The 15,475-nt window shown below is 72.7% G+C and carries 13 protein-coding genes and 1 pseudogene; 7 read left to right on the top strand and 7 right to left on the bottom strand.

Translation table 11 applies throughout. From position 1 onward, the window contains the following. Positions 1-12 precede the first annotated feature (12 nt). The 3 genes from AB5J51_RS06075 (at position 13) to AB5J51_RS06065 (ending at position 5,224) form a co-directional block, all read left to right on the top strand. The gene (locus AB5J51_RS06075; RefSeq protein WP_053789956.1) at positions 13-621 is read left to right on the top strand and encodes a TetR/AcrR family transcriptional regulator; all 609 of its coding nucleotides are present in this window, start codon (positions 13-15) and stop codon (positions 619-621) included. 22 nt (positions 622-643) lie between these two features. Further along, on the top strand, positions 644-1,861 hold the full coding sequence (locus AB5J51_RS06070) for a cytochrome P450 (RefSeq protein ID WP_369777070.1): 1,218 nt from the start codon (positions 644-646) through the stop codon (positions 1,859-1,861). Between the two features lie 153 nt (positions 1,862-2,014). Then, the gene (locus AB5J51_RS06065) at positions 2,015-5,224 is read left to right on the top strand and encodes a TIM-barrel domain-containing protein (protein WP_369777069.1); all 3,210 of its coding nucleotides are present in this window, start codon (positions 2,015-2,017) and stop codon (positions 5,222-5,224) included. A gap of 13 nt (positions 5,225-5,237) precedes the next feature. On the opposite strand, the gene AB5J51_RS06060 is transcribed toward AB5J51_RS06065, so the two are convergent. Next, the gene (locus tag AB5J51_RS06060; RefSeq protein ID WP_136223830.1) at positions 5,238-5,810 is read right to left on the bottom strand and encodes a DUF6817 domain-containing protein; all 573 of its coding nucleotides are present in this window, start codon (positions 5,808-5,810) and stop codon (positions 5,238-5,240) included. 189 nt (positions 5,811-5,999) lie between these two features. Here AB5J51_RS06060 and AB5J51_RS06055 point away from each other — a divergent pair, with 189 nt between their 5' ends. Further along, a complete protein-coding gene (locus tag AB5J51_RS06055) occupies positions 6,000-6,908 on the top strand; it encodes a LysR family transcriptional regulator (protein WP_053789958.1) in 909 nt (302 codons plus the stop codon). Here the strand turns inward: AB5J51_RS06055 and AB5J51_RS06050 are convergent. The 3 genes and pseudogenes from AB5J51_RS06050 to AB5J51_RS06040 form a co-directional block, all read right to left on the bottom strand. Further along, positions 6,891-8,222: pseudogene (locus tag AB5J51_RS06050) on the bottom strand (MFS transporter); the annotation flags it as partial. The gene AB5J51_RS06055 and the pseudogene AB5J51_RS06050 sit on opposite strands and share 18 nt — an antisense overlap. Continuing rightward, the gene (locus tag AB5J51_RS06045; protein WP_369777068.1) at positions 8,219-8,902 is read right to left on the bottom strand and encodes a TetR/AcrR family transcriptional regulator; all 684 of its coding nucleotides are present in this window, start codon (positions 8,900-8,902) and stop codon (positions 8,219-8,221) included. The gene AB5J51_RS06045 and the pseudogene AB5J51_RS06050, both read right to left, overlap by 4 nt. A gap of 42 nt (positions 8,903-8,944) precedes the next feature. Continuing rightward, positions 8,945-9,862 (bottom strand): alpha/beta fold hydrolase, encoded by a 918-nt coding sequence (locus tag AB5J51_RS06040; protein ID WP_136223967.1) that lies wholly within the window; start codon positions 9,860-9,862, stop codon positions 8,945-8,947. A gap of 153 nt (positions 9,863-10,015) precedes the next feature. Here AB5J51_RS06040 and AB5J51_RS06035 point away from each other — a divergent pair, with 153 nt between their 5' ends. After that, a complete protein-coding gene (locus AB5J51_RS06035; RefSeq protein ID WP_053789960.1) occupies positions 10,016-10,630 on the top strand; it encodes a TetR/AcrR family transcriptional regulator in 615 nt (204 codons plus the stop codon). Between the two features lie 4 nt (positions 10,631-10,634). On the opposite strand, the gene AB5J51_RS06030 is transcribed toward AB5J51_RS06035, so the two are convergent. Next, entirely contained in the window at positions 10,635-11,753 is a 1,119-nt protein-coding gene (locus tag AB5J51_RS06030; protein WP_369777067.1) for a M20 family metallopeptidase, read from the bottom strand. A gap of 95 nt (positions 11,754-11,848) precedes the next feature. Between AB5J51_RS06030 and AB5J51_RS06025 the strand changes: the two genes are divergently transcribed. Next, positions 11,849-12,091, top strand: coding sequence for a DUF6158 family protein (locus AB5J51_RS06025; RefSeq protein ID WP_053789962.1), 243 nt, complete (start codon positions 11,849-11,851; stop codon positions 12,089-12,091). A 22-nt stretch (positions 12,092-12,113) separates the two neighbouring features. On the opposite strand, the gene AB5J51_RS06020 is transcribed toward AB5J51_RS06025, so the two are convergent. Further along, complete coding sequence (locus AB5J51_RS06020; RefSeq protein ID WP_369777066.1) at positions 12,114-12,278, bottom strand: DUF6126 family protein; 165 nt, start codon at positions 12,276-12,278, stop codon at positions 12,114-12,116. A 172-nt stretch (positions 12,279-12,450) separates the two neighbouring features. On the opposite strand from AB5J51_RS06020, the gene AB5J51_RS06015 reads away from it, so the two are divergent. Beyond that, complete coding sequence (locus AB5J51_RS06015) at positions 12,451-13,986, top strand: MFS transporter (RefSeq protein ID WP_369777065.1); 1,536 nt, start codon at positions 12,451-12,453, stop codon at positions 13,984-13,986. Between the two features lie 30 nt (positions 13,987-14,016). On the opposite strand, the gene AB5J51_RS06010 is transcribed toward AB5J51_RS06015, so the two are convergent. Next, a complete protein-coding gene (locus AB5J51_RS06010) occupies positions 14,017-15,351 on the bottom strand; it encodes a tetratricopeptide repeat protein (RefSeq protein ID WP_369777064.1) in 1,335 nt (444 codons plus the stop codon). Positions 15,352-15,475: the final 124 nt, after the last annotated feature.

Below are 15,475 nucleotides of genomic sequence, written 5' to 3'. Positions count from 1 at the left end.
GGAGGCAGAACCATGGCACCCGACCGCACCCCGCAGGCCCAGCGGAAGTCCGAGACCCGCACCCGCCTCATCGACGCGGCCGCCGAACTCTTCGCGCGCAAGGGCTTCCACGCCGTCTCGGCCGAGGCGGTCGCCGACGCGGCCGGGCGCACCACCGGCGCCCTCTACAGCCACTTCGGCGGCAAGGAGGGCCTCCTGCTGGCCCTCCTCGAGGTCTGGAAGGAACGCACCGCCGAGGAGCTGGCCGCCGAGATCGCGGGCAGCCCCGACCCGGCGGACCCCGCCGTGCACTTCTCCGCCATGTGGGGCAGCCTCACCCGCCCGCACCCCGACCACGGGGACTCCTGGCTCCTCCTGGAAGCGGAACTGTGGCTGCACGGCGCCCGGGGCCCGCTCATCGGAACCCAGCTCGCCCAGCGCTACGCCGAGATCCGCGCCCAGCTCGGCGAAGGCCTCGCCGACTGGGCGGCGGCCACCGGGACCCCGCTCACCCGGCCGCCGGAGGAGACGGGCGCCCTCGTGCTCGGTGTCCTCCTCGGCCTCGCCATGCAGCACCGGCTCGACCCGCAGGGCATCCCCGACGCCCTCGTCGTGGAAGCCCTCGGCGCCGTCCTGAAATGAACCGAAGGGAAGTGGACCGACCGTGATCCCCACCGGCGAGACGGACCTCCTGGAAGACACCTGGGCCCGCGAGGTCCCGCACGCGCAGTTCACCCGGCTGCGCCGGGAGGACCCCGTCCACTGGCACGAGGTGCCCGGCCCCCACCAGGGCTTCTACGCCGTCACGCGGCACGCCGACGTCAAGGCCGTCAGCCGCGACCCCGAGCTGTGGTCCACCGAACTCGGCTCGTTCATGATCCGCGACCAGAGCCCCGAGTCCCTGCAGACCCTGCGCCTGGTCCTGCTCGGCATGGACGCCCCGCGCCACTCGCGCTACCGCTCCCTGGTCAGCGCCGGCTTCACCCCGCGCGTCGTCCGCCGGCTGGCGGCCCGGATCGGCGAGCGGGCCGCCGGGCTGGTGGAGAGCGCGGTCGTGCCCGGCCGGGACATGGACTTCGTCTCCGAGGTGGCCGCCTGGCTGCCGATCCAGACGATCTGCGAGATGGTCGGCGTACCGCCCGGCGACGAGCGGCTGATCTTCGACTGGAGCAACCGGATGGCCGGCGGCCAGGATCCGGAGCTCTCGGCGGGCAAGCACGACAGCGACCTGGCCGCCGCCGAGATCTACGCGTACTGCGACGCCCTGGCGGCCGAGCGGCGCGCCCGCCCCCGCGAGGACATCCTCTCGACGCTGGTCCACGCGGAGGTCGACGGGGACCGGCTCGCCCCGGACGAGATCAACATGTTCTTCGTCCTGCTGTGCGTGGCGGGCAACGAGACCACCCGCAACCTGCTCTCGGCCACGCTGCTGGCCCTGATCGAACACCCGGCGGCCCGCGCAGAGCTGGCGGCGTCCCCGCAGGACGAGTCGCTGTGGACCTCGGCCACGGAGGAGTTCCTGCGCTGGGGCGGCTCGATCCACAACTTCCGCCGCACCGCCACCCGGGACACCGTCCTGCGCGGCCGCGCGATCGCGGAGGGGCAGAAGGTGGTCACGTACTACACCTCCGCCAACCGCGACGAGGACGTCTTCGCCGACCCCTTCGTCTTCGACATCCGCCGCAACCCGAACGAGCACCTCACGTTCGGCGGCGGCGGTCCCCACTTCTGCCTGGGCGCCGGGCTGGCCCGCACCCAGATCAAGGCCCTGATCCGCGAACTCCTGGCCCGCCACCCCGGCTTCGGCCTCACGGGCGAGGTCCGGCGCCTGCGCTCCGACTTCATCAACGGCATCAAGCACCTCCCCATCCGCTTCGGCTGAGGCCGCATCCTGGCCATCTGAAAGATGCTCAAAGATGCTTGATTGAAGACTACTTCGAGCAGCATCCTTCAAGTGATCTCCGTGGGCCGCTATCTTGCCAGGCGCATGCCAAAGCGGTGTGTCCGCAATCCGGACCGCACGAGGAGCTGCCCCATGAGACTCATCCGCATCCCCAGCCGCATCCACACCCGCAAAAAGGTGAAGCGGCGGCGAGCGCCCCTCGCCGCGGTGCTCGCCGGGGCCCTTGCCGTCGCGGGGCTGGCCGCCGCCGGACCGATGACCTCGCCGGCCGCCGCGGCCCCGGCCCCCGCCACGGCAGGCAACGCCACCGGCCTCACACAGTCCGGGAACACCTTCACCGTCACCACGACCGCCGGTGCGAAGGCCCGCGTGGTCGTCGCCCGCGCCGACATCTTCCGCATCTGGCTGTCACCCGACGGCGCGTTCACCAACGATCCGGCCGGCTCCGACCTCGCCCCGACCACCGACTTCGGCTCCGTCGACACCACCTTCACCGACGCGGGCGCGTACTACCGGATCACCACCGGAGCCCTGAACATCCGCGTCAACAAGACGCCCCTGCAGTTCTCGGTCTACCGCGCCGACAACTCCACCCTGGTCTGGCAGGAGACCCAGCCCACCTCCTGGACCGCTACCCAGACCACCCAGTACCTGGCCCGCGGCGGCGACGAGCAGTTCTACGGCACCGGCCTGCGCCTCGGTGAATGGGCGCTGCGCGGCAAGACCGTCCCCGTGGCCGTCGACAACAAATGGCGCGAGAACAACAACGCCAGCCCCGCCCCCTTCTACATGTCCACCAACGGCTACGGCGTCATGCGCAACACCTGGGCCCCCGGCTCGTACGGATTCAACGCCCCCACGACCCTCACCCATGACGAGAAGCGCTTCGACGCCTGGTACTTCACCGGCGGCTCGCTGAAATCCGTGCTCGACGCGTACACCGACGTCAGCGGAAAGCCCTTCATGGCCCCGATGTGGGGCCTGGAACTGGGCAATGCCGACTGTTTCAACGCCTCCAACCCCGACTACCAGGGCGACCACAACCGCCTGCGCCACCAGACCACGCCCGATGTGGCCGGCTACGCCGCCGACGCCCGCGCCGCAGACATGCCCTCGGGCTGGTTCCTTCCCAACGACGGCTACGGCTGCGGCTACACCGCCCCGCTCAAGTCGACGGTCGACGCCCTGAAGGCCAAGGGCTTCCAGACCGGACTGTGGACCTCCACCGGTCTCGGATCCATCGCCGACGAAGTCGCCGTGGCCGGAACCCGCGGCGTGAAGACGGACGTCGCCTGGATCGGCGGCGGCTACAAGACCGCCTTCGCCGGCGTACAGCAGGCCGTCGACGGCATCGAGAAGAACTCCGACGCCCGCCGCTACGTCTGGACCGTCGACGGCTGGGCCGGTACCCAGCGCAACGCCGTCGTGTGGACCGGCGACACCAACGGCACCTGGGACGACATGCGCTGGCACGTCCCGGCCATCGCCGGCGCCGGCCTGTCCGGCCTCAACTACGCCTCCGGCGACATCGACGGCATCTTCGGCGGCAGCCCCAAGACGTACACCCGCGACCTCCAGTGGAAGGCCTTCACCCCCGCCTTCATGACCATGTCGGGCTGGGGCGCGACCAACCCGTCCGCCGGCTACCAGGACAAGCAGCCCTGGCGCTTCGCCGAGCCGTACCTCTCCATCAACCGCAAGTACCTGCAGCTCAAGATGCGGCTGATGCCGTACCTGTACACGATGAGCCGCACCGCGCACGAGAGCGGCGTGCCGAGCACCCGCGCCCTCGTCCTGGAGTACCCGGACGACCCGGTGGCCCGCGGCAACCTCACCAGCGGCCAGTTCATGGCAGGCGACTCCTTCCTCGTCGCCCCCGTCGTCTCCGACACCTCCGTCCGTGACGGCATCTACCTGCCCGCCGGAACCTGGACGGACTACTGGACCGGCAAGACGTACGCCGGCCCGGGCTGGCTGGGCAACTACCAGGCGCCGCTCGACACCCTCCCGCTCTTCGTCAAGGGCGGGGCGATCGTGCCGATGTGGCCGCAGATGAACTACACGGGCGAGAAGCCCGTCTCCACCCTCACCTACGACATCCACCCGCGCGGCAACTCCTCCTTCAGCCTCTACGAGGACGACGGGCTCACCCGTGCCCACCAGTCCGGCGCGTACGCCCGTCAGCAGGTGGACGTCACCGCCCCGGCCGCCGGCTCCGGCACGGTCAGCGTCTCCGTCGGCGCCCCCACCGGCAGCTACACCGGCAAGCCCGCCGCGCGCGGCTACGAGTTCACCCTCCACGTGGCCTCCGCGCCGGGCACGGTGACGGCGGACGGCAGCGCCCTGGCCCGCCAGACCTCCAAGGCCGGCTACGACGCGGCCGCGTCCGGCTGGTACTTCGACCCCGCCGACCGCGGCGGCATCCTGTGGGTCAAGACCGGTACGAAGTCGGGCGCGTTCGCCATCACGGCCACCGGCACCTCGATCCCGGCGGCCGACCCGGTCCCGGCGACCTCCGCCCCGATCCCGCAGTCGGCCTGGACCCTGGTGTCCGCCGACAGCCAGGAGACCGCCGCCGAGGACGGCGCGGCCAAGAACGCCTTCGACGGCAACCCGGCCACGCTCTGGCACACCGCCTGGTCCTCCGGCACCCCGGCCGCGCTCCCGCACGAGATCCGCATCGACCTCGGCGCCCGCTACGCGGTCGACGGCCTCGGCTACCTGCCCCGCCAGGACGGCGGCGTCAACGGCCGGATCGGCGGCTACGAGGTGTACGTCTCCGACAGCACCACCGACTGGGGCTCCCCGGTGGCGACCGGCAGCTTCGCCGACACCGCCGCGGCCAAGTCCGTGTCCCTGTCCGCGAAGACCGGCCGCTACCTCCGCCTCAGGGCCCTCACCGAAGCCGGCGGCCGCGGCCCCTGGACCAGCGCCGCCGAGATCAGCCTCACCGGGCGCGCCGCCCCGCTCCCGGCCGACGCCACCCTCGTGAACGCGGCCTCCGCCCGCTGCGCCGACCTGCCGCACAGTGCGACCGTGCCGGGCACCGAACCCACCCTGTACTCCTGCCACGGCGGCCCCAACCAGCGGTGGAGCCTGAAGACCGACGGCCACGTCACCGGCCTGGGCGGGGTCTGCCTCGACGGTACGAGCCCCTCCCGGATCACCGTCCAGACGTGCGGCGCAGCCGCCGGCCAGACCTGGCAGCCGGGGCCGGACGGCAGCCTCCGTACGCTCGGCCAGTGCCTGGCACCGGTCGGCGCCGGCACCGCGAACGGCACCGCACTCACCCGCACCGCCTGCGACAACAGCCCGGCCCAGCGCTGGACCTTCACACCCTGATCCCGCTCACGGCTCAGGACGCACCGCCGAGCACGGCCTGGCAGTCCCGCCAGGCCGGCTCGGTCAGCAGGCCCCGCAGCCGGGTGAACAGCGCGAGGAGACCGGGCCCGTGGGCCGCGCGGAACGCGGGGTCGATCCGGGCGAGGTCCAGTTCGTTCGCGGCGGACAACTCGGCGAAATCCCGCCGCGACCTGCGGTCGGGGGAGTACACCTGGCCGGTGAACCGGTCGCGGAACGAAGCCGCGCCCTCCTCGTCTGCGGCGAGCGTCGGATAGGAGGCCGCGCGGTCGCAACCGGCGTAGAAGTAGACGATCGCCTCGGCCTCCGCCCCGATCACCGCCGCGAGCGCGGACCGCCGGTCGACCGGCAGCAGGGCGGTGGCGAAGCCGTCCGTACCGTAGAACGCGTGGCACAGACCCGCGAGTCGGAGCGCCGGCCGGGCACCCCACGCCCCGAGCTGCGCCCGTACGCGTTCCAGATGAGCGAGCAGGGTGCCGCCGGGGTGTTCGAGCCGCCCGGCGCCCAGCTCGCGCAGCAGGGCAAGGGCGCGGGCCTCCGGCCCGTCGGGCTGTGCCGGTACCGGCATGGGCGTGTTCCTTCCTCGCGCCTGGACGAATGGTGCGGGTCGACACCCGTCCCCGCCTGCGCCGGGTCCGGACCGTGGTGCAGGCGGGGACGGGTTGCCGCCCTGGGCCCTGTATTGATCATGGTTCAGCCGTAAACCCAAGTCAATCCTCTGAATTCCTATCAACACCCAAGCTGTAGCTTGGATCCCATGACCCTCGACGATCTCCGCGTCTTCGTGGCCGTCTGCCGGGCCGGCAGTCTCAGCGCCGTCGCCCGCGACCTCGGCTGCACCCAGTCGGCCGTCAGCCAGCACGTCCGCCGCCTCGAGAAGCAGACCGGCACCGGTCTGCTGGAGCGGCACGCCCGCGGCGTCGTCCCCACCGAGGCCGGGCGCATCCTCCAGGCGGCCGCCGCCGACGGCATCGCCGGGCTCGACGGCGCCCTGCGGCGCCTCGACGACCTCGTCCGCGGGGACACCGCCTCGGTGCGCATCACCACGGGCGCGACGACCGTCCGGCACTTCATGTCCGAGGCGGTCGTCGACTTCCGGCGCCGCCACCCCCAGGTCAGCCTGGAGTTCCAGACCGAGAACTCCAGCCGCAGCTGCTTCGACGCGCTCGCCGCCGACGACCTGGACCTCGCCTGGATCACCATCGGCAGGCCCGTGCGCGGCATCGAACAGCGCCCGGTGATGGAGCTGCCCTGGGTGCTCGCGGTCTGCGCCGACGACCCCCTCGCCGCCCGGACCCGCATCGAGCCGGCCGACCTCGCCGGCATCCGCCACATCCGGCTCCCGGAGAACTCCGCGTCCCGGGCCCACCTCGACGCCGCCTTCGCGGAATCCGGCATCCGGATACGGTCCGACACCAGCGTGGCCGACTGGGACACCGCCCTGCTGCTGGCCGAACTGGGCCTCGGCCACGCCGTCGTGCCGGCACTGCCCGGCTGGCGGGTCCCCGGGTCAGACGGCCCGCTGCGCCTCGTCCCGGTCCCGGCGCTGCCTGCTCTCGCGGTCGGCTGGGCCGTTCGCCGCTGGGCGTCCCTGTCCCCGCTGGCCCGGGTCTTCGCCGACGACGTCGCCCGCAGCTGCACGGCGCGCGCCGCGCGGCAGCAGTGACGCCGGCAGCAGTCCCACGGCGGACAGCGCCGCCAGGACGAACAGGGCGGCCGGCGCGGCCCCGGCGCCCGCGCCCCCGCCCGCCGCGACGGCGATGCCCAGGGTCGGACCGACGTTCATCGCCGTCTGCTTGAGCCCGCCGACGACCCCCGCGTACCCGGCCGGGGCGTCCCCGACCACCGTGCCGGTGGCGGTCACCATGACGGCGGCGAACCCGGCGCCGAGCACCGCGAAGGCCGCCATGACCGCCGGGCCGGACCATGCGCCCAGTCCGCCGACCCCCAGGACGACCAGGCCCGTACCGGTGAGCGCGGTCCGGCGCGGCCCGTACCGGCGCAGCGCCGTTGCCGCCAGCGGCGCGCCCGCGACCATGCTGCCGGTCAGCGGGAGCACCAGCAGGCCGGTGGCGAGCGGGCCGAGCCCCCGTACGTCCTGGAGCAGGAACGTCGCCGTGAACAGCGCCCCGAACATGCCGCCGGAGACGGCCAGCAGCAGCGCCATCGAGGCCGCGACCGGACGGGACCGCGCCACCACGGCCGGTACGAGGGGCTGCGCCGCCCGCCGTTCGTACCGTACGAGCACGGCCGCGAGGGCGGCGGCCCCGCCGAGCCCGAGCAGCGTCGGCGGCGCGGTCCAGCCCCGGGCGGGTACGCCGGCCAGCGCATGGACGAGTACGGCGAGGGCCGCGGCCAGCAGGGCAGCCCCGGTCAGCGAGGGCCGGGCCGATCCGGGGCCGTCCGGCCCGAGCCGGTCCGGCGCGGGCACCCGTACGACGAGAACGAGCGCGGCGATCGCGAGGGCGATCGGCACGTTCAGCACGAACACGGAACGCCAGCCCGACTGCGCGACCAGCACGCCCCCGAGCAGCGGACCGGCCGCGGCGGCCACGCCGATGGCACTGGTCCGGACCGCCACCGGGGTGGAGAGCCGGTCGGCCGGGTACGCGAGCCGCAGCAGTGCGAGGGTCGCCGGCTGGAGCAGGGCCCCGAACACCCCCTGGGTGGCGCGCAGGGCGATGACCCAGCCGATCCCGGGGGCGAGCGCGATCCCGGCGGAGGCCGCGGCGAAGCCGAGCGCGCCGACGAGGAGCAGCCGCGGATGCCCGTACCGGTCGCCGAGGCGGCCGGCGATGACGAGGAAGGCGGCCACGGCGAGGAGATAGGCGGTGCTGGTCCACTGGACCTGGGCCACGCTCGCCCCGAGGCCGTGGCGCAGGCTGGGCTGCGCGACGCTGAGGACGGTGCCGTCGAGGGCGACCAGCATCGCGCCGCCGACGCTGACCAGGAGCGCGATCCGCGGCCGGGGGCGGCTCATGCGGGGACCGCCCCGAGGTGGGCGTCGAGGGCGGCGTCGACGAGCCGTTCGACCCCGGCCCGGTGGCCGGCCGTATCGCCGAGGACCAGGGGCAGGCTGCCCCAGGCCCACAACTGGGCCACGCCGTGCAGGTTGGCCCACAGGGCGGCGGCGGTGACCTCGGGGTCCCCGCCGGCCCGGCAGCGGGAGACGAGCCCGACGAGCAGGCGGAACAGGGGGAGGGTGGACTCACGCAGCCTCGGCTGCTTCCCCGAGGTCCCCTGCCCGGAGTCTTCCTGCTCAGAGTCTTCCTGCTCAGAGTCTTCCTGCACGGTGTCCGATGGCCCGGCGCTCTCCTGTCCTTCGCTGTCGAGCAGGTCGTGACGGAACATCAGCTCGAACATCCCGCGGTGCTCCAGCGCGTAGCCGACGTACGCGTACCCGAGCGCCTTCACCTGCTCGCGCGGCGATGGAGCACCGGCGGTCGCCGCCGCGAACCGGCCGCCGAGATCGGCGAATCCGCGCCGGGCGATCGCCGAGAGCAGGGAGTGGTGGGTGGGGAAGTAGCGCCGGGGTGCGCCGTGCGACACCCCGGCGCGGCGGGCGATCTCACGCAGGCCGAGGGCGGCGGTGCCCTCGGTCAGTACGAGGTCGACGCCGACGTCGATCAGACGTTCCCGGAGCGGGCTGTGCTGTTCCATGGACAGTGTCTACCAAGATGCGTAGACACTGTCTACTCCCGCTCAGTCGATGGAGTCCATGAACTTCAGCATCCGGGCGTTCGTCTCGTCGGCGTGGTCGATCTGGGGTCCGTGACCGGTGTCGCCCATGATCTCGACAAGGGCGCCGGGGATCAGGCGCGGTACGCGCTCGCGCTGCCGCTCCGGGTGCACGAGCAGGCTCTGCTCGCCGAGCAGGACGTACAACGGCTTGCGGATGGTGCGCAGTTCGTCCTCGGTCAGGGGCTGCGGGCTGGGCCGGCGGATCCGGTACGCGCGCACGCCGAGCAGGACCATCGCGCGCAACTCCGGGACGATGAGCACGGGTTGGTCCAACCAGGCTGCGATGCGCCGCCGGATCGGCTTGGGGGCGATGGTCGCGAACAGGCTGATGAAGATCCAGAAGAAGAAGCGGGCTCCCGTCTTCTCCAGGCCGCCCGGGTCGAGCAGGGTGACCGAGGCCAGCCGCTCGGGCCGGCGGTGCACCTGGTTCAGCGAAAGCCAGCCGCCGTACGAGCTGCCGACCAGGTGGACCCGGTCGAGGCCGAGGCGCTCGATGACCTCGTCGAGCCACTGCGCGGCGCGCTCGGGCTGATGGATGGGGGTGTGCTGCACGCTGCGGCCCGGATCGCCAAGGGTGTCGACGGCGAACACCGGCCGCCGGGCGCTGAGGGCGGCGAGATTCGGGTACCACATCGAGGAGTTGGACCCGGCGCCGTGCACGAGCACCACCGGGGTCCGGGAGGCGGCCTGCGGATCGGCGGGGCCGAACCGGTAGACGTGGGTCGTCCCGAAGCTCGTCTCGATGTCCATCTCGGCGTCCGCGGCCGGCGCGAGGGCGTAGACGGCGTCGCAGGCGGCGAAGTACCGCTCGCGCAGCTCGTCGCTCACGTAGCGGCCGACGTCGGCCGGGACGCGGTTGCGGTCGCGGTCGCGCGTCATGGTCTCGGGCACGGGGCACCTCCGGTGGTCCGTCGCTCTATTTGATACGACCGTACCACGATGCTGGTACGGCGGTACCATGAAAAATCTGCGGCAGGGCCGGGGCCGGACCGGGCCGGACCGCGACGGATCGAACGGGCGGAGACACAGCCGATGCCGAAGCGTGTGGACCACGAGGAGCGGCGCAGCCAGATCGCGGAGGCGCTGGTACGCGTCGCCGGTCGGCGAGGACTGCACACGGTGGGCATGCGGGACGTGGCCGCGGAGGCGGGGGTTTCGCTGCGCCTCGTCCAGTACTACTTCCAGACGAAGGAGAACCTGCTCCTGTACGGGCTCCAGCACCTGGCCGCCGGCCTCGGCGCCCGGGTCGCGCAGCGGCTGCGGGCGGTGGGGGAGAATCCGGGGCCGCGCGCGGTGATCGAGGCGCTGCTGATGGAGTCACTGCCCACGGACGAGGCCAGCCGGACGTTCCACGTCGTGTACACCGCGTACGCGGCCCTGGCCCTGACGGACGAAGCGCTCGCAGCGCAGCCGTTCATCGACAATCCGAACGCGGCCGAGGACGCCCTGACGGGTCTCCTCCAGCAGGCGGTCGACGCGGAACTGGCCGCGCCGGACACGGACGCGCGTACGGAGGCGATCAGCCTCCTGGCGATGTCCGCGGGCCTCGGCACCAGCGTCCTGGTGGGTCAACGCACCCACGAATCGGCCGCATCGGTGCTCCGCCACCACTTGGACCGCCTCGTCCCGCCGCCGGCACCGCGCTGACGGCCTAAGCGTTCTCGCTCTCCTGTGCGTTCTGGATCGCGTGCACCAGCCCGGCGACGAGGCTCGCCCGCTCCGCCATGGCCTCGATGACCACGTACTCGTGGTCGGCGTGGGCGCCGCCTCCGACGGCTCCCAGGCCGTCAAGGGTCGGCACCCCCAGGGCGGCCGTGAAGTTGCCGTCGCTTCCGCCGCCGACCGACCGGCCTTCGAGGCCGGGAAGCAGCTGCCGGGCCACCGCGAAGAGACCGGCCGACGCCGATTCCGGCATCGGGGGACGGCCGATGGATCCGCGGACCGTGATCTGCGCGCCTTCGAGATGCGGAGCGAGCGCGGCGAACGCGGACTCGATGCGTTCCTTCTCGTCGGCCGACTCGACCCGGACGTCGACGCCGACGGTCGCCTCGGCGGGAACGACGTTGTCCAGGGTTCCCGCGGATGCGACGGTCGGGGTGACGGTCGTGCCGATCTCGGGCCGGCCCAGCGCCGCGATGTCCAGCACCTGGTGTGCTGCCTCGATCAGGGCGTTGACCCCGGCTTCGGGCTCGAGGCCGGCGTGCGAGGCCCGGCCCGTGACGGAAACCTGGAAGCTGCCGCAGCCCTTGCGCCCGGTCTTCAGGGCCCCGCCGTCGGCGGCGCCTTCGAAGACCAGGACGGCGCCGCAGGCGAGGGCCCGTTCCTCGATGAGGGCCCGGGAGGAGTGGGAGCCGACCTCCTCGTCGGCGGTCACCAGGATCTCGACGCCCGACCGGTCCTCGAGCGCCGCCAGACCGTGGATCGCCTGCACCAGACCGCCGAGCATGTCGAAGACCCCGGGGCCGGTCGCGTGGCCGCCCTCGACCGCGAACGGGCGGCGTTCGAGGGTGCCGAGCGGGAACACCGTGTCGTGGTGACCGAGGATCAGCACCTTGGGCGCGCCGCCGGCCGACCAGTGGACGTGCGGTCCGGCTTCGCTGTCGACGAGGACGGCCTGGCCGCCGAGGCGGCTCTCGATGACGCCGGCGACGGTTTTGGCCGACGCAGTCAGGGCCTCGAGGTCGCGCGAGGGAGACTCGGTTTCGACGAGTGTCCTGAGGTCCTCGATCATCGCGTCGACACTCACGTCGACGGTCGTGCGCAGCGTCATGGGGCAAGGGTAGCCGGGACGCCCCGGGGCGGAGGGCCGCGGCCGGGACGAACGCGGCGGTGGAGGGGATGATGGAGTGGAGGAGGTGCAACGCCATGGCGGAGCATGACGGCGGTCCGTCGGCAGGGAATCTGGAGGAGGGCAAGCTGCTCAAGGAGCTGGAGGCCATCCACCGGACCCGCCACGAGACCCTGCTGTACGGGTCGGACGAGGCGCTGGTCACCCATACGCAGCGGATGAACGAGCTGGAGCACGAGTACGTACGCCGGCACCCGCAGCGTGCCCAGACGCCGGGGCGGACCCGGTCGGGCGCCCGGGCCCGGACCGGCGAGGACTGAGGCCCTGCGGCCCTGAGGGGTCCTACTTCTTGGCGTGTTCGCCCAGGTAGAACAGCAGCCAGACGAACCCGGCGAACACGTGCGTCCCGAAGATGTAGAAGAACGCGCGCAGAGCGACGCCCTTCTCCTTCCACTTCTCGTGCTTCGCCGCCGCGGAGGCGTGATCCTCGGTGTTGTCCTCCGGCACAGCGGATCTCCGTTCAGCGGCGGGCGGGCGGGTCGAAGGAACAGCGTACGTGGATCTCGAGCATGAGCGTCCTTTGCATCGAATGAGACAAATTTGTATCATTCGAGGCGAGGGAGGCTCATTCTGATGCGATGCGACCGCCTCCTCGCCGCGCAACCCCGAACGGAACCCCATGCACGCCCGCCGCCCCGCCGCTCCACTCGACCCGCATCGGTGGATCGTCCTCGCCATCCTGTCCGGCAGCCTCCTGCTGATCTCGATGGACACCACGATCCTGAACGTGGCCTTCCCCTCCCTGGTCGGCGACCTCCGGCCCGGCGCCGTGCAGCAACTGTGGATCATCGACGTCTACGCGCTCGCCCTGTCCGGCCTGCTCGTCACCGCCGGCGCCCTGGGTGACCGCTGGGGCCGCAAGCGGCTGCTGATGGCCGGCTTCGGGATCTTCTCCGCCGCCTCCCTCATCGCCGTCTTCTCCACCGAGGCCTGGCACGTGATCGCGGCCCGCGCCCTCCTCGGCATCGGCGGCGCGGCGATCATGCCGTCCACCCTGTCGATCCTGCGCACCGTGTTCACCGACGCCAGGGAGCGGGCCTTCGCGCTGGCCGTCTGGGCGGCCGTCTTCGGCGGTGGCATGGCCTTCGGCCCGGTCGTCGGCGGGCTGCTGGTCCAGGACTACGGCTGGCACTCCGCGTTCCTCCTCAACCTCCCCGTCGCCGCCCTCATCGTCGCGGCCGGCCTGCGCTACCTCCCCGAATCCCGCTCCGCGCGCAGCGCCGGCCGCTGGGACTGGTGGGGCGTCGGCCAGTCGATCGTCGGCATGCTCGCCCTCGCGGGCGGCATCAAGCAGCTCGGCAAGAGCGGTGTCGCGGCTCCGCTCCCGTGGGCCCTGCTGGCCGTGGCCGCCGCCCTGCTGACCGTCTTCGTACACCGCCAGCTGCGCGCGGAGAACCCGCTGCTGCAGGTACGGCTGTTCGCCATGCCCGCCTTCAGCGTCGCCGCCACCGCCATCTTCCTGCCCATGGTCGGCATGGGCGCGATCCTCTTCCTCGTCACCCAGTGGTTCCAGTACGGCCAGGGCTACACCCCGCTCGAGGCCGGGCTGCGCCTGCTGCCCGCCCCGCTCGCGCTGATCTGCGCCTCGATGGTGGCCCCCCGGCTGATGCAGCGCTTCGCGATCCGGCACGTGCTGGGCGCCGGACTGGTGGTCCTGGCCGCGGGCATGGCCCTGCCCTGGACCTTCCAGCAGTTCGCCGACCTCGGCTACCCGGCGTTCGCCATCGCCCTGACGGTCATGGGCCTGGGCGCGGGCATCGCCACCACCGCCGCCTCGGTGACGCTGATCTCGGCCGCCCCGGCGGAGGAGGTCTCCAGCGCGGCCGCCATCGAGGAGACCTGCTACGAGCTGGGCTCGGCCATGGGCGTCGCCGTCCTCGGCAGCACCGCGGCCGTCCTCTACCGCGGCAACCTGCCGGCCCTCGACCTGGACGGCTCCACCCTCGCGGCGGTCCGCGAGTCCATAGGTGAAGCCGCCCACATCGCCGAACAGCTGGGCGGCACGGTCGGCAAGGGCCTGATCGAGGCGGCCTCCCAGGCCTACACCCTGGCCATCACACCGGCGTTCCTCGTCGCGGGACTCCTCGCGGTCACCGCGGCGGCCACCACCTGGACGATGATCCCGCGCGACCTCCGGCCCACCGAGAACCACTGACGAGGCCGGCCGCGCCCTCCGGGGCCCGCATCACCGCCGCAGCGGTGATGCGGGCGCCGGGCCCAGCGTGGTGGTCCCCGGCGCGGCCCGATGGCCAAGGCCCGTACGGTAGGCGTCCAGCGCGGCCTCGATCCGACCCGTACGCCGCAGCAGGTCGCCCAGCAGCCGGCACAGGTCCGCCAGATCGCCGCTCGCCCCGCTGCGCTCCAGCAGGGTCAGGGCCTGGACGTAGTGCTCCTCGGCGGAGTCGGTCTCCCCGCGCTCCTCGGCCATCAGGCCGAGCAGCCGGTGCGCGCCGCCCGCATGCACGGCCCCGTGACTGTCGCCCAGCTCCAGCAGTGCGGAGAGCAGCCGGGCGGCCTCCTCGCACCGGCCGAGCCGGCGCAGTACGTCGGCGAGCTCCACCTCGACCTGCGCCGTGAACAGGGCGGCCCGCCGGGCCGAGAGCATGTCCCGGGCCGTGCGCAACTCCGCCTCCGCCGCGACGAGATCACCGTTCTGCGCCTGTACGTAGCCGCGCATCCAGTGGCAGTGCGCCAGATCGGTCCGCAGCTGCAGCTGCCGGTAGATCGCCTGCGCCTTGGCGAGCGAGGCATCGGCGTCGGCCGGCCGCCCCGCGGTGAGGAAGGTACGAGCGACCTGCCGGTGCATCCCCGCCACCAGCGCCGGGTCGGTCACCTCCGGAGCCAGCGCCAGGGCCAGTTCGGCGGCGTGTGCGGCCCGGGCGTGTGCGCCCATGTCGATGTACGGGCCGATCACGGCGGCGTAGAGCAGTACCAGCGCCTCCGGATCGGCCAGCCCGCTCGCGCTGAGCTCGTCGATGGCGGATTCCAGCAGGTAGCAGGCGTAGCGCAACTCCCCGGCGAGCAGATGCGCGACGGCCCGGCCCCGGATCGGGCGGGCGCGGCGGGGGAGTGGCTCGTCGGCCAGCAGCCGCTCGGCCGCCTCGAAGTGACCGATGGCTTCCGGTAGTTCCCCCGATTCGATGGCGCAGTCGCCGAGGCCGAGCAGCGCCTCCGCCCGCTCGGCGTCGAGGCCGAGCCGTTCCGCATCCGCCAGGATCCGCCGGTAGTGGACGGCGGCCTCGGCGGCGTCGCCGGTGGCCAGCGTCTGCTGGGCGTCGGTGAGGGCGAGGCGCACCTCGGTGGCCAGGTGGGCCGGGCGCCCGGTGGCCAGCTCCTCGTACGAGGTGCCGAGCCGCCCGGCGAGGAAGCGCAGCGCCGTCTCGGAGGGCCGGACCTTGCCCGACTCCAGGGTCGAGATGTAGGCGGAGGTGTACGAGGGCTCCGCCAACGCCCTTTGTGTCAGGCCGAGTTCCGCGCGCATGCGCTGAACCCTGCGGCCGATCTCGGCCGGTTCGTCCATGAAGACCCCCTGGTCGTTCCAACTCCCCATGGTGCAGGGGTGGCAGGCCATTGCGCACGTCCCGTGCGCCCCCTAGTTTAAGCAACCGGTTCAGCCCACTTATCAAGCCGCTTACTCGCGGCAA

It is taken from the genome of Streptomyces sp. R33 (assembly GCF_041200175.1).
In the GTDB taxonomy this organism is placed as follows: domain Bacteria; phylum Actinomycetota; class Actinomycetes; order Streptomycetales; family Streptomycetaceae; genus Streptomyces; species Streptomyces katrae_B.
Note: the sequence above shows the minus strand (reverse complement) of the source record. Positions and strands in the feature narration are given on the sequence as shown.

Excerpts from the sequence above, each read along its gene's own strand:
- AB5J51_RS06075 (WP_053789956.1), top strand. The coding sequence starts at position 13 with ATGGCACCCGACCGCACCCCGCAGGCCCAGCGGAAGTCCGAGACCCGC.
- AB5J51_RS06065 (WP_369777069.1), top strand. The coding sequence starts at position 2,015 with ATGAGACTCATCCGCATCCCCAGCCGCATCCACACCCGCAAAAAGGTG.
- AB5J51_RS06060 (WP_136223830.1), bottom strand. The coding sequence starts at position 5,810 with ATGCCGGTACCGGCACAGCCCGACGGGCCGGAGGCCCGCGCCCTTGCC.
- AB5J51_RS06055 (WP_053789958.1), top strand. The coding sequence starts at position 6,000 with ATGACCCTCGACGATCTCCGCGTCTTCGTGGCCGTCTGCCGGGCCGGC.
- AB5J51_RS06045 (WP_369777068.1), bottom strand. The coding sequence starts at position 8,902 with ATGGAACAGCACAGCCCGCTCCGGGAACGTCTGATCGACGTCGGCGTC.
- AB5J51_RS06040 (WP_136223967.1), bottom strand. The coding sequence starts at position 9,862 with ATGACGCGCGACCGCGACCGCAACCGCGTCCCGGCCGACGTCGGCCGC.
- AB5J51_RS06035 (WP_053789960.1), top strand. The coding sequence starts at position 10,016 with ATGCCGAAGCGTGTGGACCACGAGGAGCGGCGCAGCCAGATCGCGGAG.
- AB5J51_RS06030 (WP_369777067.1), bottom strand. The coding sequence starts at position 11,753 with ATGACGCTGCGCACGACCGTCGACGTGAGTGTCGACGCGATGATCGAG.
- AB5J51_RS06025 (WP_053789962.1), top strand. The coding sequence starts at position 11,849 with ATGGCGGAGCATGACGGCGGTCCGTCGGCAGGGAATCTGGAGGAGGGC.
- AB5J51_RS06015 (WP_369777065.1), top strand. The coding sequence starts at position 12,451 with ATGCACGCCCGCCGCCCCGCCGCTCCACTCGACCCGCATCGGTGGATC.
- AB5J51_RS06010 (WP_369777064.1), bottom strand. The coding sequence starts at position 15,351 with ATGGACGAACCGGCCGAGATCGGCCGCAGGGTTCAGCGCATGCGCGCG.